Raw genomic sequence first — 20,401 nt, 5'->3', positions numbered from 1 at the left:
AATAGGTTACGATGGAGTGGGAAATAAGGAGCCTTATTTTAGGTGAAATGGATGTGGGCTGATGTTGGATCGTGTGCGCAAGGACTTGCGTTATTACCTTCAGGAGCATCAGGATCGGAACAACCTCATTTTGCATTATTTTGCGTTTTTGTCGGCGTTTGTGGCATGGATTTTTTTGTTTATTGATATCAAAGTCACGCTGCTACTCGCCCTCATCCATTACGCTTTATCCTGGATTGGGCACTTCTATTATGAAGGCAATAAACCCGCAGCTTTTCGTTATCCTCATATCGGTTTTTATGCGGGGTTTACCTGGTTTTTCATGAAAACGATGGAGATCATAACCCGCAAGGATATCATTCGTCCGTGGCTGGACCAATCAGAGTAAACTGAATGTTAATTTGAAGATAGTTGCGAAGTTCGAGTGTAAATATTCTTTAGTTGAACTTATAAAAAAATAAATGTGGGAGGATGATTATGTATCTTCGAAGTGTGGAACTCCTGTCGGCCAAGATCGAGAATCGGAACCAATATCCTTTTGACATCCCCGCGATCCGGTCCTTGGAACGATTGGAGCTCACGAATAACGTTACTTTTTTTGTAGGTGAAAATGGTTCAGGGAAATCTACGCTGCTCGAAGGCATCGCTCATCAATGTGGATTCAATACCGCAGGGGGCGGCAGGAATAATACCTATGAGACACATGCTTCGGAATCCTCGCTCGGGAATTATCTCAGGCTGGCCTGGTTGCCCAAAATAACGAATGGTTTCTTCATGCGCTCTGAATCGTTCTATCAATTCGCATCACATGTCGATGAGATGCCGGCATCGCTTCAATATTATGGCGGGCGTTCATTACATGAACAATCACATGGGGAGTCTTTTCTCAGTCTGTTCGTCAATCGCTTCAGTTCCAAAGGCATCTATCTGCTTGACGAGCCCGAAGCCGCTTTATCTCCAGCAAGGCAGCTCTCCTTATTGCGTATCCTCCACGATCTGTCGGGCACTTCGCAATTTATTATTGCGACGCACTCACCCATTTTACTGGGGTATCCGGGGGCAGAGATTTTAAGTTTTGACGATAGCCATATTCAAGAGGTAGCCTATGAGGAGACCGATCACTATCAGATTACCCGCAGCTTTCTGGAGAACCGTGACCGGATGCTGAATGAATTATTTAAAGATTAAGTTCTCAGTTTAACAAGGGAAGATACTAAACCATGAGGCGTAATATTCATTTGTGAGGAGAGATTGGATGAAAGTAGGTTTGCTTATTGTTGATATGCAGGAGAGTATTGTGCGGAAAAAGATGGATCAGACTTCGGCTTCGATAGAACATGCTTGCGAGTATATTAACCATGTAGCTAACGTGCTGCGCTCGAATGATCATGTGGTCGTTCACGTGCAGGATATGGAGGGCATGGAGGAGGCACCACCGGAAGAATATCGTATTATTCCCGAGGTAGATGTGAATGAGAAGGATATCACAGTTACCAAAGAAGCTTCCAATGCTTTCTGGCAGACGAACCTGGAGCAGGTTTTGAAGAGTCATGGAATTGAATTGGTGATTATCTCCGGGTTTGCCGCAGAGGAATGTGTTCTATTCACCTATAACGGAGCGATGGAGCGAGGTTTCCGGCCGGTGATGTTGCAAAACGGAATTCTTAGCACACATCCCGAAGCAGTGACTTCAACGTACAGAGATAGCAATGTGATCTCATATCCTGTGGTTGATTATCTGATTCAATAAGTGTTGGCTAAATGCCAGTGGAGGTGATGGTTATGAACGTGCTTAACGTTGCTTTTGTCCTATTGATCTCATTGGCAGGAGTTGTTTTCGGTGTTCAGGGGGTGAAGAAAAAATCTCCAGTCATGATGTATATCAGTGTAATATTTATTTTCGTTCCTATACTTCTTTTCATGGATTGGTTGACGTTCTTACCTTTTATCGCTCCCGCAGCGCTTGCCAGTGGATATTTGGTGAAAAATAAAGACAAGACCAATAATCGGACTCTTTAGGGAGTCTTTTTTTGTCCAAATGTTCATGTCCACTGTGAAAGTAAGGTTACTCCATGGTTTAAACCAAACTTTGCCTATATCTGCTCGGGGGTGAAACGATATATTGAGAACAGGGCACAGCAAGCTCGTTGTGGATATCGGGAAAGTTGTGTATGGAATACTAACCAATTCATTAACTAAGGGAGATGTGGCATGAAGATGAATGTACAAATTACGAGTATTTTGGCAGAACAAAAGGAATTGTTTCTCAACCTGTTCAACTTGTACTTATATGATCTGTCTGAATTTTCTGGCGAGGATCTAATAGAAGAGGGGAAATATGATCCAACGAACACCTATTTATATCTGGAACGTGATGAATTACATCCGTTTTTGATTCAGTATGAAGGAAAGGTTATTGGATTCGTACTGGTCTGCTCACCTCCATATGTGCCGGAAGGTATGGATTATACCGTGCAAGAGCTGTTCTTGGTCAAAAAATATCGCGGGCAGGGGCTGGCAGCAAAAGCAGTTGACTTGGTTTTTGCTCAATTTGAGGGTACATTCAAAGTAGAACAGCTTGCTAACAATGCGGCAGCAGTTTCGTTCTGGAAAAAATATTATGAGCAACATCAGATTGAATATACTGAGTCTGAATATAACATTGAGATTGACAACATCGCTGGCAGGCATCGGATTTTGTCTCAGACTTTTGTGCGTGAAAGAGAGAAATAATATTTAAATTAGAAGGTGATTAGTTTGTTCATTATCGTAGCAACCAAGGGGAGTTTGAAGTGGGTTTCGGGTGTATTCCAGGCAGAAGATGTAGCTAGACAGTATATGGATCTCATACCTGATGAGCTTAAGGTGTACCATGAATTCATTCAGATAGAGAACATCACATATCCATTTTATATTATAGAGCGTCAGCATTCTCCATTTAGGTTTCTTGGTAAAGATGAAGTGATTTCACTTTTTGATAAAACAGATGTGTCAGAGGATGAAGATGAGGTGCACTTCAATATCTACACGGTGGATTCAGATTATAGACCAATGAAACCTGGAACAGATTATATGGGAATGCTTAGGCATGATCATGTGACCAATGAATCTATAGAGATGTACCGAGAAGAAAGAACAGCGTTTCTGATTAGACGAAGGATTTTATGAATGCGAGAATTGAAGAAACTAGTGATCCAGCACTTTAGTTCACCACCTAATTTAATACACGAGGATACCTATGGATGCGACAATGAGGTGTCCTTTTTTGTTATATTTCAGCTCTGATTTTGTTAGAGAGGAGCAGAAGAAAATGTATACTGTATACATCCAAATTTGGGCTCTAAACTCTTTAACAGACTGGGTTTTGCAGCCATATTTCATGGTCAGTATTTTATGTATACTATTGCTGATCTTTGTGATAAGTTGAGCGAATAAGATCCAGTAATCATACTATGAGTGAGAGGACTAATATCATGAATTGTGCTAAAAAGCTTGTGACCACTCTATTGATTACAGTTATGTTGTTTTCATCGTTTAATGTAGTATCTGGTGCCGCTGAATCTTCGGCATCAGACATCGAGGGAAACTGGGCAGAAAGCCAAATTACGAAATGGATCGACAAAGGTTTTATTCATGGTTATGAAGACGGCAGCTTTAAACCGAACAATACTATAACAAGAGCAGAATTTTTCTCATTGGTTAATCGTTCATATGGATTTACTGAAACAGCATCTGTATCCTTCAAGGATGTTACTTCATCTAACTGGGCATATGCTGAGGTCTCCAAAGCTGTAAAAGCTGGATACATAAAGGGTTATAGGGACGGTACAATCGGTGCCAATAAACCCATTAGTAGACAAGAAGTTGCAGTTATTATCGATGATCTTCTAGATCTATCGAATGAAGCTAGTATTGGAAATCACTTTACGGATTCCAATATGATAGCCTTATGGGCTAAAAATTCGGTAGATGCTATTGTGGCCAAAGGAATTTTACAGGGCTACGATAATAACTTCAATCCGAATAAACCGATCACTCGTGCTGAAGCAGTCGTTGCGCTGGATCGTTCAGTGAATGCAAGAGCAACGGATTACAGCTTAGCTGGAACATATGGCCCTGAGGCGGGAACGCAGACCATTGATGGGGATGTGCTCATTAGCACGGCTGGGGTTACATTGAAGAATATGATCATCAAAGGAAACCTATTATTTAGTGAAGGTATCCAAGAAGGAGATGTACACCTTACGAATGTTACGATTAAAGGTGTGACACGGGTAGAGGGTGGGGGAGTTAGTACCATCTATTTAAAAAATACCGTAACATCTACCCTTATCGTTGATAAGAAAAAAGGACCCGTTCTCATTATTACAGAAGGTTCAACGACAGTTGGAGAAGTAAGCATTCAATCCCCTGCTACGCTACAAGAATCGGATACTACGGGGAATGGCTTCGGCAAGATTACGTTATCCGAGCGGTTACCTGCGGGTTCAAAAGTAGGTTTGAAAGGAACATTTGATTCCTTAACCATTAAAGGCAGCGGGGTTCAGGTGGATATTCCTGAAGGCCGTATTAAGGACGTTATCGTAGCAGTTACAGCAACGGGGACGACACTTAACTTAGGTACGGATGCAACGATTGTAAACCTCTTCTTAGATGCAGTCGCTAAGATTATAGGCACGGGTACTATTGAAAAGGTGACGCTGAGTTCCGTTGCTAAAGGTGGTACGACTTTTGAAACTACAATTCGACTGTTGGATAAAGTCATAAATACAGTGACTCCAGCTACTCCAACTGCTCCTGTGACTTCACCTTCCACTGGAGGAACGGATACAATCGCTCCTACTCTGTCCAATGTAACGAGTGGTCATATTGCAGGTGGAAATCCTGTGGTGGGTAGAAGCAATGAAAATGGGTATCTGTATTTGGTTCCTTCCGCAACACCAAAAACAGTCACTAGTCTAAACCAATCTGTTGCAGGGTTGTTTGGCAAGAAGCAGTCGGTGACAGCAAACGTAGATACGACAATGAGTACAGCGGGTTTAGCGTCAGGTACGTATGTCTTATATGCCGTTGATCTCGCGAACAATATATCGATGGCTTCGGCAGAGATCGTTATTGGTACAAATCAGTTAACCGTTTCGGCTCCAGTACTCTCAACCGAGAAAATGTACGATGGAACGTCTTCGGCTACAGTAATAGCAGATTCACTAACCGGGGTTGCTGCTGGAGACCATGTAACCGTAAGTGCAGCAGCCACCTACAATGATGCAATAATAGGCACAGGTAAAACAATCACTGTAGTTTATACGTTAGGCGGAGCAGATGCAGCCAAGTATATTGCGCCTTCAAACTATACAACCCAGACAGGGGCCATTACAGCCGCACAGTTGACGATCGGGGAGCCGATGTTGACTCTTGATGAGATAAATGGAGATTCATCCGTAGTCGTATCTGCAGGTTCCTTAGTTGGAGTTGTTCCAGGTGAGGATGTGACCGTGAGTGCAGATGCGGTATATGATACAACTTCCCGGCCTAATTCGGCGCTTGTAACTGTGGCTTACACAATAGCTGGTACGGATAGTGGCAAATATATTGCTCCAGCTAATAATACGAACTACACTGTTTATGTACAATTCAGTGAGGATACAGGTGTTATCATAGATCTGATAACAACTTCCAAAGTGTATGATGGAAATTTTGCAACAACTGCATTAGCCGGTTCTAGGAATGGATCTTGTGCAGGAATAGGTAAACAAGGTATTTGTCCTGGGGATGACGTAACGGTAAGTGCTTCAGGAGTCTATGATAATGAAAATGTAGGAACAAATAAGAAGATAACTATATCGTATACTCTATTGGGTAGTGGTGCAGGAAATTATTTACCGCCAACCAGTATCGAAGTGAATACAGGTGTGATCACTGCAAAGCAATTGATGATCACGGATCCGACATTAATACTCTCCAAAGTATATGACGGAACTCTTGCAGCAAATGTAACACCAGGAGTATTAACTAACGTGATCTCTGGGGATGACGTACAAGTAAATGCTGTAGCGAGATACAATAATGCAGTCGTTGGTACCAGTAAAGTAATAACAATTAAGTATACTCTTACAGGCCTAGATGCAGGAAATTATATTGCCCCAGAAACGCAGATGGTTGGTACGGGGGAGATTACTGCTACACCTTAATATTTATGTATGAAGACCATTTTCATTAGTGACTTTTCTGATGAAAGTGTAGAAGCAAATAGAGTCTCCACTGTCGAATAAGACTGTGGAGGCTTTTTGATGTTTTCGATTCAAAACAACTTCGCATTTACCAATACATGGGTTATGATGAATTAAGAGGATTGAATGAAAGTGAGCGTGTAAAGGGGACAAATGTAGGTATGCCAAAGCATCATTTTGTTATAGAAAAAAAATCACAAGTAGACGGAAATATTCATACCTCCTACTCATGGGATTCACAAGGGAGAATACATGGAAGTGGATTAACCACAGAGAATCATGCGACCTTGGAAGACGAATTCAGTGCGTACATCTATGATTCTCTTTGCTGGTTGGATACATGGAATCCCTCTACCTGTATGAGATGTAGTGGACTGAACAACTATGGAATAACCGTTATTAAAGAGCAGGATGCTTTGTTGAAGTTTCATCAACTGATTCGGGCTTGGATTGAACTATTCAGTCATGCGACTGATCCGATTGTTCTGACAGGGAATTACTGTGTTGATGGAGAAGAACAGAAGGGCTGTTACGAGAAACTTGTGTACAACAAAGTTGAATTAATCAACGAATTACATAAGCTTGCGAACATGGCAAAGTATGCCGAGGTATATGGGAAATGCATTGTGCATTTTGGGATATGAAATTTAACTCTTTTAAGACCCAATTTACTATAGAAGGGAGTTTTTATATTGCCTTGGCCGATGGTACATTTTGCAATTGCATCCGAATTGATATCCAAGCCATCCCCTGAGTTGTTACTGGGAAGCCTCGCTCCTGATTCCATTCACGTAAGAACTAATCTTCGTACCGAAAAGGAAAAAACCCACCTCATGCCAGAGGCAGGAAGATTTACAACAGACGAAGAACTTAAAGACTTTTTTGAAACCCAAAAGAAGTTAGCCTATAGTGATCCCAAATTCATGCAATATCTGTGCGGTTACATCGCCCATATCTATACGGACCGTGTGTGGACATTCGATATTTATCCTGCATATGAAGTTCATCCCAATGGAAGAAGCATGTATACACAGGATGTCACAAAGCTGGAGTTTATGATTTTACGGAATTTGAACAGGGCCAACGATTGGTTAATTGAGCTGAAAGTGGGGAGAGCATTTGATCTAGGCGGATTGCTGGAATCTGAGGTGTATCAGTATAGAGGAGAGAAACTGGAGTTTTTAGCTAACCCTGACAACGAACTCTTGGGTGATTTAAATATTTTATCCATGGAAGTTACGGAAGAGTTCATACAGAAAACGGCGTTAGCGCTAAAACAATTGTATACGAAATGGGATGTTTATAAAGATTTACGCAGCACTGTGTAAGTATGGTCAAAAGACTTTTAGATGAACTGAAAGATATTGACGTTATTAGTTTGTTTTGTACAGAGGATTTGGATGGTTTTTACGAATTGTCAGGATTTAAACGACAAAGCAAATTGTAATGCATTATAAGAATTAAAGAATTTAGAAAGTTTAGGAAACATCACTGACGCTTTTAGGTCTGGCGGAAGATGATGCAAAAGAGGGTCGAAGACCCTCTGAATTTGGTTAAAAATAAAAACAGTGAGGTGAGTGAAAAGATGGAACAAAGGAATGCGCCAGAGGTAAGAATTGAACTATGGGACGAAGGAGATCTAGGTTTGCTTCGCCAATTAAATTCTCCTGAGATGACAGTACACTTCGGAGGACCAGAGACTGAGGAGAAAATCTTAGCTCGCCATAAGCGCTATTATGAAATTGCACAAAATGGAACTGGGAAAATGTTCAAGATCCTCTTGCTTCCGCATCTTGAAGTCGTGGGTAGTGTAGGGTATTGGGATCAGACCTGGAAAGAAGAATCTATTTACGAGATAGGTTGGAGTGTTTTATCTGAATATCAAGGTAGAGGAATAGCGACAGAAGCCACAGCGAAGGCCATAGCTTCTATCCGTTCTGAAAAGAAGAAACATAAATTCATTCACGCTTTTCCTAAAACCAAGAATCCCGCTTCGAATAACATTTGTCGTAAGCTGGGCTTTTCGTATATTGGTGAGTGCGATTTTGAATACCCTGTGGGGACGACCATACGATGTAACGACTGGAGATTGGCAGTGGGAGAAAATGAATAATAGCTGTGGCTTATCTTAGCAGAGGTATCTGTCATTGATATCCAACGTTTAACGCATAGAATAATTATCGAATATTTGATGGACAGAGAGGAGAGAAGATCGATGGTTAAAACATCGGTGACAACGCTTTTCTCCATCTTAATTGGTGTTAACCGGCTGTTTAGTGCAACCCAACGTTGAATTCTTCGTTTTAGGGGAGCGATTTACCTGAAGGTATATAGGAAACAAGTCGGCAAAATTGTGGTGAATGATACACTGTTTTTGCTAACGACAACAATATACTCACTACTTCACCTAATATCATTAACTTCTATCATTCGGTTGAGGTAGAAGAATAAGGCTGTAATTTTTATTTAAAAAGGAGATCCTATCATGCGAAAAACAATAATAGACCGATCTGATCTAATGAAGAATATCCCAAGAGAGCAGCATTTTTATTATCTATCGTTATGATGAATTTTGTATATACCCTTGTGTAGGGATATCGGGGTGTGGCTTTACCACCTGACTCAGTAGAAGATAATTATAATGAAAGGAGAGGGTCTGGAAATGGAAAACTCAATTCGGTTGGCTCTTTATCACGAACAATATGACCAAGATTTGGATGATTTCGCTCTAAGAGGAGATCAGCTTCAGTTTACTGCAATGCCTGCGGATGTGATTGATGAAGCTATACAAAATCCGGACAAAGACCCGATGGTTATCCTTCATGAAGAGAAACCTGTTGGATTCTTTATATTACATAAAAATTCTGAATACGTTGAAGATAAAGATGCATCTCAATACCATACTGATACGCGCTCTATCCATTTCGATGGAACAACAAGGAAATGGGTATGCGAAGGCAGCAATGAAGGCATTGCCTGAATTCGTTCTCCATCGCTATCGGGAGATTGATGAGATTATTTTGGCTGTAAATGAAAGAAATATTGCGGCACAGCAGTTATATCTGAAATTGGGTTTTCTCGACAGAGGCGTTCGAAAGATGGGCATCCATGGCCAGCAATTAATCTTGCATAATAGAATCACATAAAGGAGGATGGCAATGGAGCCATGAAGATCGAAAAGAAGCAGATAAGAGTGCTAAATCACTAGAATTAATATGGACTAACGTCCGATTATTTGATAGTGCGGGTCATATAATTAAGAAGGGTGTGACGACAAGCCAAGCTTTTAATATTGCCAGTAAGATCAAGTTTATTGAACCCAGGTACATGTTTGACGAGAAGGAGAATTGACATGGCGAACATTCATAAGGGAAGATATTCAGCTCAGATTGAGGAAGAATTTGTTGTTTTTATTATCGGCATGAGGATCAATCGTCTGTGGGCTATACATAAATGGCTGCCTGTCTTTAAGTCCATGGGTCCGATGATTAAAGAATTATATATGAATCCAGAGACCGGTTTTCTGAGTACAGAATATTTTATAAGCTGGCGCGGGGTGACGTTACTACAATACTGGCGCTCTTACGATGAATTGGAGAAATACGCACGGGGCGGATTACACTTGGAAGCTTGGAAAAAATTCAACAGATCCATTGGTACTGACGGAACAGTAGGAATCTATCATGAAACATACAAGGCTCAGACAGGTTCCTTCGAGACCGTATACGCCAACATGCCCAAGTTCGGATTAGCTAAAGCGTCTGAACATGTGCCTTCGACAGGGAAGATGGAGACATCCAGACGCAGAATGGGCAGAAAGAATGACCCGGCAGTGGAAGCACCAGAGAATCCTTAAAGTGGTGACAAGAAAGGAGCATGTTATGAAGGCTAAACTTCTACCAGAAGATATATATTCAAAACAACTTAGCTGGCTGTGTATTGAACCGATGCTTGTTTCGGTACGTGGCAGAGATATGGCAGCCAAAACAGAGATATACCGACAGTTACACGAAGGGCAACAAGCTTTATTTCTGTTCTATTCCTATCACAATCACACGAAGAGTCTGGCAGAATTTTATTGGTTTTCGGCATATAACATCATTGAGATCAAGAGTTGGAATGGAATAGAAAATGGGATGCGCTTTTTTCATTTAGATGAAATGGTGAATGTACTTGAACAGATTGAATGCCTGATTACGGACAAAAACAGAGTGGGTGAAGAGTGGCGTGAGGTGTTAGCAACGGATCTGGATAAGGACCCGATTTTGCTTCAGAGAACAGAGGCGTTATATGCGACCTATCAGACCGTGGCGCAAGCAGCTATTGCACATATGAATAAGATAATCCTGCAAAATCAGGAGATGTATCTGGAGATTGAGTAAGGTTAACGTAGCACCTCCTTATAATAGAAGAACTGCTCCCATGGAGTGGTTCTTTTTCGTATCTATGTAGTGCTGATGCAACAAACTTGCAAAATCCTGCAACAAAACGCAATACAGTGGGATTGTCGTAACTATGCTTGTAGTATGAGTTGTGAGAGGAGGGGAAACACATGAAAGTCATTTTTGAAGAGGACACGGCAGTTGAAAAAAGGTTAGCCAAGGTCATAACACATCCGGCAGAGAAGTCGAAGTGGGACCGTATTCAGAAGGCAATCTGCGAATCGGAAACTCAATTAACGGTCATCCATGTCAAGAATAATCGCAATATACAGATCCAATTGAGCTCGGTGGTTGCCTTTGAATCAGAGGATCGGATGTGCTGTGTCCGGGTGATCTCAGGTGAGAGGTACTTGCTTCATAAACGTCTGAAATTTGTAGAAGAGGATCTGGATGACCTTCATTTTGTAAAAATCAATAATCAAACGATCATCAATACGCGGTATATCACTTCATTCTCTGCAACAGACCATGCTCGAATTAAGGTAGACCTGAGTGATAGCTCCAGTTACTTCGTCAGCCGATTTTATATTAAAAACTTTAGGGGGAAATTATCATGATTACTCAACTTAGACATTCTTTTTTTCAAGTATTCACTATAATGACGCTATGGATCACGCTCTTGGCTACAATATTCTTTGGTGATCTGCCCATTCAGATGTCCTATTTATGGAACATAGCGGGTATTGCTTTTATTGCAGCTGTGTTGTTTGGAATGATGTATAACATACTGTGGAACTATTTTACGTTAAAACCGATATGGAATATCGTCATTTCTTCCACATTCAATATTGCAGGAGGTATGGCGATGATATGGTTATTCTCAGTAGACATGTTCCAATTCATCGCTCCCTGGTTCCCCGGCATGTGGTTGTTATCTATCGTGCTGCACGTCATCGCTTTTTATTTTTATGCTAGAATGGATAGCAGGAAAAAAGCGGAAGAGTTAAATAACATTCTCAAGTAGGTAAGGAGAACAAGTATGAATGAGGAGGAACTGCCAAGTTTGCATGACAACATCATATTAAGTTACGAAGTTGATTTAGAGAACAAAAGAATCAGGATGCGCACTCGTTCAAGTCATGCTGTACCGAAAAATATGGATGTCTTATTCTCTGGTGTAATGGCCCATGCGTTTGATACACCGCTGCATGGCAGCATTATTTTGGATCTGGATGAGTGGGATATAGAGCATTTTATCCCTTATAGTCGGGGAAGGGCTATGGTTGGCCTGTCAGTTATGATTCCTATGACGAATTGCAAATCCGGCTGATCGAGGAGAAATACAAGTATATGGTGATCTCATCCTCGTATGGATTGAGTGGTTGGGTTTTGGCGAAGAACGTAGAGATTACTGTTCAAGAAACGGGGTGAACGGGATGAAGGGTGAAAACACACAGCATGGTGGCAAGAAGGGCGCAGGACTAAGAACGGGCATTGTTGTTCTTGTTGTTCTGCTCGTTATTCTAGTAATGACCAATCCAAACGAAGAAGATTTTGTTGCGTGGCTCGCAAGTGAACATGACATCCATTCTTCGTATGATGTGAATGAAGGTAGGACGTTTACGCAGACGATCGACGGTGAAGAAAAGACGCTTCATTATAAAGGTGGACATATACTGCATATGGGAATCTTTTCAACATATAGTTACCTTTTCTCGGATAATGAAGAAAAAGAGGTCCAGATTGAAGCGGTCGGCATAATGAATATGTTATTTGATAGATAGGTAGATTGATTGTGGACAGTTACAAAAGTTGAGTGAAAGTTCTGCTGATAACCACGCGCTTTGCATGATGTAACTCGTGCAGAGAAGCGTGGTTTTTTGCGCGAAATGCGATAGAAACAGAGATGGTTAACTTCGTTTATTCGCAAATTCCACATTATGGGTTATGATGTACCTTGAGAGAAAATTTTACATACATAGGAAGTCTCTATTTTAAATTAAAGGCATTTAAGGTCTTTACCAGGGGAGTATTATCCATGATTGAATGGAGGGCTGACTATGAAAAAGTTAACCGTAGTTTCATTATTATTTCTACTTCTAGTGGCCTGTCAGAACCAGGAAAACACTGAAGATGCACAACAATCAATAGATTCCTCGGCTCAAAGTGTCACAGCAAAAGAGACACAACAGGATGAAGAAATATCGACATCCCATGAGAAGGAAGACATCCCACCAGAGTATCTCGATGAAACAAACTATACCGGTGACAAATTGGAAATAGTCAAACTTATGAATGCCCGTATGCGTTATTTATACGAAAAGGATGAAAAAGCATATATGAGTTTGATTGATCCTGAATCTCCTATATCGGGCATGGGAAGATACAAAGTTCTAAAGGTTACTTCCATGAGCGACATAACTATACAGGAGCAAAGGAAGCTCTATCAGGCATTGGTGATAGTTAATGAGTTAAATGAGAACGACGAAGAGTATAGCAATACGATGGTGTTTTGGAAAAAGAAAGAAGATGGCGATAACGCGCAATGGATTTTTGCAGACATTGATTAAGCACAGTAGAACACTGTCTTGATCATGGAGCTGAAAATTTTATACAACCTAAAGGATGATGTAATGATGGCTGGGCGATTAATACTCATTGAAGGATTACCGGGTTCAGGCAAGTCGACGGTTGCCAAAATGGTATCCGAAATTTTGATAGAACAAGGCAAGACGGTACAACTATTTCAAGAAGGGGACTTGGATCACCCTGCTGATTACGAAGGCGTATCTTTTTATTATGCTGGAGACTTCGAGGCTTTATTGAAAACACATGAAGAATACAGAGAGATTCTGGAAAGCAATGCGATTGCTCATGATCAAGGTTTCCTGATTCCTTATCGTAAGATGAAAGAACAGTGGGGAATAGATCTGCCCGTTCACATTGTAAAGAATATTTTCAGCCGAGATATTTACGAAATTCCTTTTGAGCAAAATGTTAAGCTGATCACCGAGAAGTGGCAAGATTTCACCCAAAATGTGTTAAGCACGAAGGATGACTGCATCACGATATTTGAGTGTTGTTTTATCCAGAATCCACTAACCATGGGTCTCGTAAAATGCAATCAATCCAAAGAGCAGAACGTGCAGTATGTATTGGAACTGGGGCGTATCATTCATGCTCTGAATCCGCTTCTCATCTATATCGACCAGAAAGATGTATCCTATACCTTTAATAAGGCGGTTAGTGAAAGACCAAAAGAATGGTCAGAGGGATTCATTAATTATTATACGAACCAGGGTTTGGGGCATGCACAGGGTCATCAGGGTGTTAAGGGTACGGTACAGGTTTTGCAGGAAAGAAAGAAGCTGGAGTCCGAAATCTATGGGTTACTGCAAATGGATAAGGTATGGCTGGATAATTCGGATTATGACCGCGAGGTTTGTAGGCACAAGCTAGAAAAGATTCTGCAGTAACCTTAATGAAATACGAATACATACCGGAGGTCAGTTTTATGACATTTTATGGAGTAGCCTTAATTGCAACAACCGCAATCTTAATTATTATAGGTGTTCGAAGCAAACGGAAAGTAATTCTTAGATGGGGCATAGCCAGTTTAATTTTATTGCTCGTACTCATCATTCCCTCATTCATCATGGGATTCATGGACGGATTTGCTGATGGGTGGTCAGCGAGATGACCACTGCAGATAACAATAATGTATCGTATGAACAAAATAACAACAAATTCAACTTCCGTGTGGCAGGTATTGTGATGGATGCGGGAAGAGTTCTTTTGCATACGACTGAACAGGATGATTTCTGGAATCTGCCCGGAGGTCGGGTGAAATTAAACGAGACAACAGAAGCGGCTATTGTGCGAGAGATGATGGAGGAACTGGGTGTTCATGTAGAAGCGCAAAGGCTCGCATATGTTAGTGAAGATTTCTTTGAATATGATGGTCTGAAGTATCATGAAGTTGGCTTTTATTATCTCATCACATTGCCGGAAGCCCATAAGCTATATAGTGAAACCGAATTCAAAGGTTTAGAAGATAACGGTAAGTTAACTTTCCAATGGTTTTCCTTGGACCAACTGGAGCGGATGGAAGTATATCCTGTGTTTTTGAAAAAGGAACTGAGTAACCTTCTTGATGCAAAAGGCATCAAACACTTCATTCAGAAATAGAGGAATAGGTACCTATGGACATTACATTTATTCGTCATGGTCATGGCGAACACTTGATGGATTATCCAAACCAATTAAATTGTCTGCATCCTGGCCTCACTGAATTGGGAAAAAGTCAAGTCATAGCGTTGCGTAAACAAGTGGTTTTTGCGCCTGAAGACGTCATTTTGGTTAGTCCAACGAAACGTACGATCGAAACAGCACTCCTTCTAACCCCTAACAAAAATCTTGCGTTCTTCAGCCTGCTGGTTGGCCCAAGAATGTTTCCTCAGAATCCAGAGATTGTTCCTTTCGTCTGTGATCAGATCTATTCCAAGGAAGAGCTCAGTCATCAGTATACTGACATAAGAATCGTTGAATTGGGGTTCGATTATTGGGAAGAAAGTATTAATCAAATGGATGCACATCGGTTCCAGATATTAGCTGAAAAGCTTCTTGAATGGTGCAGGCAACAGAGCGGCAATACGTTTATCATTTCACATGACGGTACGATATCGAACTACAGGATATTACTCGGAGAAAAAGAGTTAACCAAAAGTGATTTTCTTGGTGAAGCAGAGCAGTACACGATCAGGAACTTTTAACGATCTAAGGAGATCCCATCAATCACTTTTACTACACATTAACACAAGGAAGTTGCTTTATAAGCGACTATAACTGTACTCAGGGGGACTTTCAATGAAGTTATCGGATTATGAATATTTAACTTTGGCTCTGGAAGAAGCAGAACAATCACTTATTGAAGGAACGTATCCGATTGGTGCGATAATCGTGGATGTGGATGGGATTGTCGTGAGTAAAGGCAGGAACCGAGTTTTCTCGGATTGCGACCCCACCGCACATGCTGAGGTGGATGCCATTCGTCGGGCAGGAAAACATTTGCTGGATGTAGAGAAGAAGAAATTCTCGAAGAAGAAAGACTTGACGCTTTATACTACCTGTGAACCTTGTCCTATGTGCTCTTGTACCATATTAATGTCGGGGATTAAAAAGATTGTATGGGCAGCGGATGATGAAGAATATGGAGGGCTTCGACGTTTTAAGGAAGGGCCTCATTTTATCCATATGTTTGACACATTATCCTGCGTTGCAGCACCATACCTTGATCTGGAAAATAAACAGAGAGCATTGCTCGCCAAATGGAATATTGGTAGAGGTTTGCTTGATACAGAGTGGGAGATTCCGAAGCAATGATCTTTTTTATAAAGGGGATGTTGGTATGTCTCAAAACAAATATGTTCAAGCCGCTATTAATGCAGTTCATTACGTAGAGACCAAGAAATTTGTTAACCCAGTTGAGGCTTGGAGTTTTGCAACTGGAGAGTTGTTCGGTGAGGGAAGTTGGGGACAACGGAAAGGCTGCCCCAGAACTGCTTTTCTAGGTCTGTGTGAGGATGGTTATGTCAGAGTTATTCCCCAAGGGAGATATAATCATAGAGAGAACTCGTTAAATAAAAGATATGCCATTAACACGGTTAAGTTATTTTATAAGAACTCTAGTATGGTTCATGAAGATAGTAAGAGATTGTGGTCAGCAGTCACTGAGGGCAAAGTGATTAAGTCAAACTATCAGGTCGATATTGTTAAAGGACTATGGGGAAAAGGAATGATCCTTACAGAAAGGAGATGAATCCACATGGAATTCGTGGGAGAGAAGGTAAGAATAACAACGGTCACAGAGCAGGACCTCGACTTCATATGTCAACTTGAATGTGACACAAATATATGGAGCTTTGAGGAAACTGTTGAAACGGATGAGGAAAAGGTCCGTGAGAAATATGGCAGCCATTTTGCTGTCGCAGATGAGAAACCGTATGCCTATGATTTTGTTATACGCCGCTTGAATGATCCGGAAGATACACCCATTGGTATTGTTCAAATGTGGAGTTATGTGGATTACCGAAAAAGCTGGGAACTTGGATACGGTGTGCTTCAAGAATACGCAGGCAACGGATATGGGAGCGAGGCTACACGTCTTTTGTTACAATTTTCGTTTCAAGAGTTACAAGCTCATAAGGTCGTCGGTATGTGCAATTCACAAAACGTTCGCTCAGCAGCACTGATGAAGCATGTGGGTATGACACGGGAGGCCGTCTACCAGGAAGAACTATGGTGGAACAATCAGTGGACAGACCAGTACTTTTTCTCGATTTTGGATAGAGAATTTAAGTCAGTCTAATAGGTACGGGAGGAAATAAGATGACTACGTTGGTTCTGTTGTGTTTCTCGTAAATTAGGGCAAGGGTGGTTATAACCATGGGGAGAATTACGGTTTATCATTATGATGCTTTCTCTACCGTTCCGGGTCAAGGTAACCCGGCAGGAGTGGTTTTTGATGCTGATCATTTCAGTGAGACGGAGATGCAGCAGATCGCTTATAAGGTTGGTTTTAATGAGACAGTATTTGTGTTGAATTCTGAAGTAGCTGACGTCAGATTACGTTATTTTACGCCGGGCCATGAGATTAATCTGTGTGGTCATGCCACAATGGCATCACTGTATGGATTGAAGACGCGTGGGATGTTAAGTGACAAAGAGTTAATCACGATTGAAACCAATGTAGGTACATTACCCATACGATTTGAGTGCAATGCCGACACCATTTACATGGAAATGAAACAGGATCAGCCGCAGTTTATACCGTTCCAGGGGGATATCGAGAAGCTGGTAAGCGCCATCAATCTCACTCTGGATGAGGTTGACCTTTCAACTCCAATCGTTTATGGAAGTACGGGAGCCTGGACGTTATTAATCCCGATTCGTGAACTGAACTCCTTTATGAAAATGAAACCGGATTCTTCCCTGTTCCCAGGAATTTTAATTGATAATCCCAAAGCTTCCCTACACCCCTTTTGTTTTGAAACCCGTGATTCCGATGCGATGATGCATGCCAGACATTTCTCTTCACCGTACTCAGGTACTACAGAAGATCCAGTGACTGGAACAGCCTCCGGGGTAATGGGTGCCTATTATCTAACGTATGTGAAACCGGAAATTGATGAGGTACAGTTTGTGGTAGAGCAAGGGCATGAGATTGGAAGAGATGGAAAGGTTCAAGTGAGTGTGATTCGGGATGGTGAGGATATGGATGTCAGAATGAAGGGGACAGCTGTTTTTGTGCGTGAACTGAACGTTGAATTGGACATTTGATCCTATACGGAAGCAAAAAGCGTGAAGGGAGATGAACATTTTGCAAATTTTTGATACTCGGCAGAAGCCGGACGTGCTGCAAGAAGCAGTACAGTATTTCTGGAAACAATGGGGCTCGGAATCAAGCTTCCATTTCTATCGGGATTGTATAGAGCGTTCTGTGGATACAGAGAGCGATGTGCCGAGATTTTACGTGATGTTGGACGGAGACCGAATTATCGGTGGGTACGCTTTGTTGCGAAGCGATCTGAATAGCAGGCAGGATCTCTTTCCCTGGTTTGCGTGTCTTCATGTTGATCCAGAATATCGGGGCCGAAACCTGGGTGGACAACTTCAGACCCATGCGATGAATGAGGTGAAAGCAAAAGGGTATGACAAGCTGTATTTGTGTACTGATCTGACTGATTATTATGAAAAAAATAACTGGGCCTATATCGGTAAAGGATATCTGCTCGATGATGAAGAGACGAGAATCTATGAATATAAGATTTGATAGAGGTTACACACGTTTTATGGCTTTGTTTTGAATTCGGGAGGAATGAACCTATGATTACCGAGATTAATAAACATGATTTCCACAAAGTAAAACATCTCACGGACTCGTGTAAGAATATTGAAGTCAAGGCGGTGGCGTCTGGCTTGAACCCGGGACGGATATATGTAGATGATGCAGAGAATATCACAGCAGCTCTAATTTGGGTACATGGACAATCTGGTTTTCAGTTGATCGGCGACTCTCGAAGTGAGCCCTTTCTGAATGAATTGAAAGAGTACATGTGGGAACGTATTGAACCTGAGTTATTGGACTTACATATGCATGCTGTTGAAATTGGTGTGGTGGATGAAGCCTGGGAAGATGTTCTTCGGCACATCTCCGGGAAAAGAGATATCTCCAGTGATATTCAGCATGTATTCAAGTTGAATCCAAATTCGATAAGTCAGCAAGTACCTCTCGACATATGTGCTTCACAGGACGAGAAAGTCAAAATTCTCAGGATAGATGAAGTACTATTAGAAGAGAAAAGCTATAACAATTTTCCTTTTCTTATGGATAAAATCTCTCACTTCTGGACGACAATAGATGATTTTTTACAGCATGGCTGTGGCTACATTGCAGTGCATAACGATGATATCGCGAGTGTTTGCCTTTCGGCATTTATTGCAGATCAGACACATGCGGTTGATATTGAAACGGTTGAAGTCTACAGAAGAAGAAATTATGGTACGATGGTGGCAAAAGCTTTTGTAGAAGAATGCGGTCGTGTAGGTATACATCCATATTGGGATTGTTCACCGGACAATGCGGGCTCAATCCGTCTGGCACAGGGTGTTGGCATGTCACTGGATTTTAACTATAGAGTTTACTGGTATGATCTATCCTCGTAGATGGATCTGAAGGAGGATGTGCTGTGAGCGAATCATTACAGGATCAGATTCAATTTCTTATTGAGATTGATAAACTCAAAACGATTGAACGAAAAACGAGAATTATGCATGGTGAGAGACTTGAAAATGATGCGGAGCATTCCTGGCATCTGGCGATGATGGCCTTGGTTTTGCAGAGTCATGCCAACAAGGATGTGGATATCCTCAAAGTCATTAAGATGCTTCTCGTTCATGATCTGGTTGAGATTGATGCGGGAGATACTTTTGCCTACGATACGGTGGGGAATACGGATAAATATGATCGTGAACTCCAAGCGGCTCATCGGCTGTTTGGTATGTTGCCTAAGGAACAGGCTGAAGAACTACTCCAGTTATGGTTAGAGTTTGAAGCAAAGCAGACGCCTGAAGCACAATTTGCCTCATCTCTCGATCGGTTGCAGCCTCTGATCCATAATCATCAGAATGAGGGAGATACGTGGCAGAAATATAACATTACCAGTGATCAGATATTAAACAGAAACCGTGAGATTGCGAACGGTTCCGAAACATTGTGGGAGTATGCGCAGCAGCTTATTCAGAAATCCGTGGATCAGGGAATCTTGACCAAATCATAAGGATACGTTTAAACGTATGTATTTTGAAGAAGGAGGAGCATGATGACGGAGGATTTTTATTGTGATGAAGTGCTCAGTGGTAAAACAAAAGTAAATATTGTTTGGGAAACAAATCAAGTACTAGCCTATCACCATACCCGTCCATACTACGAACACCATATCGTGGTGATTCCCAAGATTCATATCCAGTCATTCATTTCCCAAGAAGCAGAGAATAATGATGAACTTTTATTGGAGATGATGCGTGTCATTAAAAAGATTGCTGCTGACATGGTGGAACAGACAGGCTCGTCGAAGATTGTAACTAACTTGGGCAGTTATCAAGACTCCAAGCATCAACATTGGCATATAGTCAGTGGTGAGCGAACTTAGGAAACTGTATACCGGATAAAAAATCTTCCACCTTTAACATACGGGTCTGGGAGATTTTTTCGTTTTTCAACCAATAAGT

General features: G+C 41.4%; 30 protein-coding genes. All 30 read left to right on the top strand.

Going from position 1 to position 20,401, the window contains the following annotated elements:
- Window positions 1-61: 61 nt before the first annotated feature.
- The 30 genes from ACDJ59_RS17900 to ACDJ59_RS17755 all read left to right on the top strand — a co-directional run bounded on the left by ACDJ59_RS17900 (window position 62) and on the right by ACDJ59_RS17755 (window position 20,322).
- On the top strand, window positions 62-388 hold the full coding sequence (locus ACDJ59_RS17900; RefSeq protein WP_413404592.1) for a DUF962 domain-containing protein: 327 nt from the start codon (window positions 62-64) through the stop codon (window positions 386-388).
- An 89-nt stretch (window positions 389-477) separates the two neighbouring features.
- Window positions 478-1,188 (top strand): AAA family ATPase, encoded by a 711-nt coding sequence (locus ACDJ59_RS17895; RefSeq protein ID WP_036611058.1) that lies wholly within the window; start codon window positions 478-480, stop codon window positions 1,186-1,188.
- Between the two features lie 67 nt (window positions 1,189-1,255).
- A complete protein-coding gene (locus ACDJ59_RS17890) occupies window positions 1,256-1,750 on the top strand; it encodes a cysteine hydrolase family protein (protein WP_413404590.1) in 495 nt (164 codons plus the stop codon).
- Window positions 1,751-1,782: 32 nt separating this feature from the next.
- A complete protein-coding gene (locus ACDJ59_RS17885) occupies window positions 1,783-2,019 on the top strand; it encodes a hypothetical protein (protein ID WP_413404588.1) in 237 nt (78 codons plus the stop codon).
- Window positions 2,020-2,211: 192 nt separating this feature from the next.
- On the top strand, window positions 2,212-2,733 hold the full coding sequence (locus ACDJ59_RS17880) for a GNAT family N-acetyltransferase (RefSeq protein ID WP_413404586.1): 522 nt from the start codon (window positions 2,212-2,214) through the stop codon (window positions 2,731-2,733).
- A 24-nt stretch (window positions 2,734-2,757) separates the two neighbouring features.
- Window positions 2,758-3,168: a hypothetical protein gene (locus ACDJ59_RS17875; protein ID WP_413404584.1), complete on the top strand. Its 411-nt coding sequence runs from the start codon at window positions 2,758-2,760 to the stop codon at window positions 3,166-3,168.
- Between the two features lie 305 nt (window positions 3,169-3,473).
- Window positions 3,474-6,191 carry a YDG domain-containing protein gene (locus tag ACDJ59_RS17870; protein WP_413404582.1) on the top strand — a complete coding sequence of 906 codons (2,718 nt, stop codon included), beginning with the start codon at window positions 3,474-3,476 and terminating at the stop codon, window positions 6,189-6,191.
- 137 nt (window positions 6,192-6,328) lie between these two features.
- Window positions 6,329-6,874, top strand: coding sequence for a hypothetical protein (locus ACDJ59_RS17865; protein ID WP_413404580.1), 546 nt, complete (start codon window positions 6,329-6,331; stop codon window positions 6,872-6,874).
- A gap of 48 nt (window positions 6,875-6,922) precedes the next feature.
- Complete coding sequence (locus ACDJ59_RS17860; protein WP_413404578.1) at window positions 6,923-7,558, top strand: zinc dependent phospholipase C family protein; 636 nt, start codon at window positions 6,923-6,925, stop codon at window positions 7,556-7,558.
- Between the two features lie 257 nt (window positions 7,559-7,815).
- Complete coding sequence (locus tag ACDJ59_RS17855; RefSeq protein ID WP_413409848.1) at window positions 7,816-8,343, top strand: GNAT family N-acetyltransferase; 528 nt, start codon at window positions 7,816-7,818, stop codon at window positions 8,341-8,343.
- Window positions 8,344-8,871: 528 nt separating this feature from the next.
- On the top strand, window positions 8,872-9,210 hold the full coding sequence (locus ACDJ59_RS17850) for a hypothetical protein (protein WP_413404576.1): 339 nt from the start codon (window positions 8,872-8,874) through the stop codon (window positions 9,208-9,210).
- Window positions 9,158-9,376: a GNAT family N-acetyltransferase gene (locus tag ACDJ59_RS17845; RefSeq protein WP_413404574.1), complete on the top strand. Its 219-nt coding sequence runs from the start codon at window positions 9,158-9,160 to the stop codon at window positions 9,374-9,376. The genes ACDJ59_RS17850 and ACDJ59_RS17845 overlap by 53 nt, the downstream gene beginning before the upstream one ends.
- Window positions 9,377-9,582: 206 nt before the next feature.
- Entirely contained in the window at window positions 9,583-10,086 is a 504-nt protein-coding gene (locus ACDJ59_RS17840) for a DUF4188 domain-containing protein (protein WP_413404572.1), read from the top strand.
- A gap of 25 nt (window positions 10,087-10,111) precedes the next feature.
- Window positions 10,112-10,612, top strand: coding sequence for a hypothetical protein (locus ACDJ59_RS17835; protein WP_413404570.1), 501 nt, complete (start codon window positions 10,112-10,114; stop codon window positions 10,610-10,612).
- Window positions 10,613-10,782: 170 nt separating this feature from the next.
- A complete protein-coding gene (locus ACDJ59_RS17830; RefSeq protein ID WP_413404568.1) occupies window positions 10,783-11,229 on the top strand; it encodes a LytTR family DNA-binding domain-containing protein in 447 nt (148 codons plus the stop codon).
- Window positions 11,226-11,636, top strand: coding sequence for a hypothetical protein (locus ACDJ59_RS17825; protein WP_413404566.1), 411 nt, complete (start codon window positions 11,226-11,228; stop codon window positions 11,634-11,636). The genes ACDJ59_RS17830 and ACDJ59_RS17825 overlap by 4 nt, the downstream gene beginning before the upstream one ends.
- Window positions 11,637-11,651: 15 nt before the next feature.
- On the top strand, window positions 11,652-11,942 hold the full coding sequence (locus ACDJ59_RS17820; protein WP_413404564.1) for a hypothetical protein: 291 nt from the start codon (window positions 11,652-11,654) through the stop codon (window positions 11,940-11,942).
- 106 nt (window positions 11,943-12,048) lie between these two features.
- Window positions 12,049-12,396, top strand: a complete 348-nt coding sequence (locus tag ACDJ59_RS17815) for a hypothetical protein (RefSeq protein ID WP_413404562.1) — start codon at window positions 12,049-12,051, stop codon at window positions 12,394-12,396.
- A 276-nt stretch (window positions 12,397-12,672) separates the two neighbouring features.
- Entirely contained in the window at window positions 12,673-13,182 is a 510-nt protein-coding gene (locus tag ACDJ59_RS17810) for a hypothetical protein (protein ID WP_413404560.1), read from the top strand.
- Between the two features lie 24 nt (window positions 13,183-13,206).
- Window positions 13,207-14,088: an adenylyl-sulfate kinase gene (locus ACDJ59_RS17805; protein WP_413404558.1), complete on the top strand. Its 882-nt coding sequence runs from the start codon at window positions 13,207-13,209 to the stop codon at window positions 14,086-14,088.
- Window positions 14,089-14,308: 220 nt separating this feature from the next.
- A complete protein-coding gene (locus ACDJ59_RS17800; RefSeq protein ID WP_413404556.1) occupies window positions 14,309-14,800 on the top strand; it encodes an NUDIX hydrolase in 492 nt (163 codons plus the stop codon).
- 14 nt (window positions 14,801-14,814) lie between these two features.
- Entirely contained in the window at window positions 14,815-15,384 is a 570-nt protein-coding gene (locus tag ACDJ59_RS17795) for a phosphoglycerate mutase family protein (protein WP_413404554.1), read from the top strand.
- Window positions 15,385-15,478: 94 nt separating this feature from the next.
- A complete protein-coding gene (locus tag ACDJ59_RS17790) occupies window positions 15,479-15,994 on the top strand; it encodes a nucleoside deaminase (protein WP_413404552.1) in 516 nt (171 codons plus the stop codon).
- A 25-nt stretch (window positions 15,995-16,019) separates the two neighbouring features.
- The gene (locus ACDJ59_RS17785) at window positions 16,020-16,430 is read left to right on the top strand and encodes a DUF6979 family protein (RefSeq protein WP_413404550.1); all 411 of its coding nucleotides are present in this window, start codon (window positions 16,020-16,022) and stop codon (window positions 16,428-16,430) included.
- Between the two features lie 6 nt (window positions 16,431-16,436).
- Window positions 16,437-16,979 carry a GNAT family N-acetyltransferase gene (locus tag ACDJ59_RS17780; RefSeq protein ID WP_413404548.1) on the top strand — a complete coding sequence of 181 codons (543 nt, stop codon included), beginning with the start codon at window positions 16,437-16,439 and terminating at the stop codon, window positions 16,977-16,979.
- A 77-nt stretch (window positions 16,980-17,056) separates the two neighbouring features.
- The gene (locus tag ACDJ59_RS17775) at window positions 17,057-17,950 is read left to right on the top strand and encodes a PhzF family phenazine biosynthesis isomerase (RefSeq protein ID WP_413404546.1); all 894 of its coding nucleotides are present in this window, start codon (window positions 17,057-17,059) and stop codon (window positions 17,948-17,950) included.
- 31 nt (window positions 17,951-17,981) lie between these two features.
- Window positions 17,982-18,443 carry a GNAT family N-acetyltransferase gene (locus tag ACDJ59_RS17770; protein ID WP_413404544.1) on the top strand — a complete coding sequence of 154 codons (462 nt, stop codon included), beginning with the start codon at window positions 17,982-17,984 and terminating at the stop codon, window positions 18,441-18,443.
- Window positions 18,444-18,496: 53 nt separating this feature from the next.
- Window positions 18,497-19,336, top strand: coding sequence for a GNAT family N-acetyltransferase (locus tag ACDJ59_RS17765; protein WP_413404542.1), 840 nt, complete (start codon window positions 18,497-18,499; stop codon window positions 19,334-19,336).
- Window positions 19,337-19,359: 23 nt separating this feature from the next.
- Entirely contained in the window at window positions 19,360-19,950 is a 591-nt protein-coding gene (locus ACDJ59_RS17760) for an HD domain-containing protein (RefSeq protein ID WP_413404540.1), read from the top strand.
- Between the two features lie 39 nt (window positions 19,951-19,989).
- The gene (locus ACDJ59_RS17755) at window positions 19,990-20,322 is read left to right on the top strand and encodes an HIT family protein (RefSeq protein ID WP_413404538.1); all 333 of its coding nucleotides are present in this window, start codon (window positions 19,990-19,992) and stop codon (window positions 20,320-20,322) included.
- The last annotated feature ends 79 nt before the right edge of the window (window positions 20,323-20,401 follow it).

The sequence above is a fragment of the Paenibacillus amylolyticus genome (assembly GCF_047302515.1).
Taxonomy (GTDB): domain Bacteria; phylum Bacillota; class Bacilli; order Paenibacillales; family Paenibacillaceae; genus Paenibacillus; species Paenibacillus amylolyticus_G.
The sequence above is the reverse complement of the archived record's forward strand: the minus strand, read 5'-3'. Positions and strand labels throughout refer to the sequence as shown.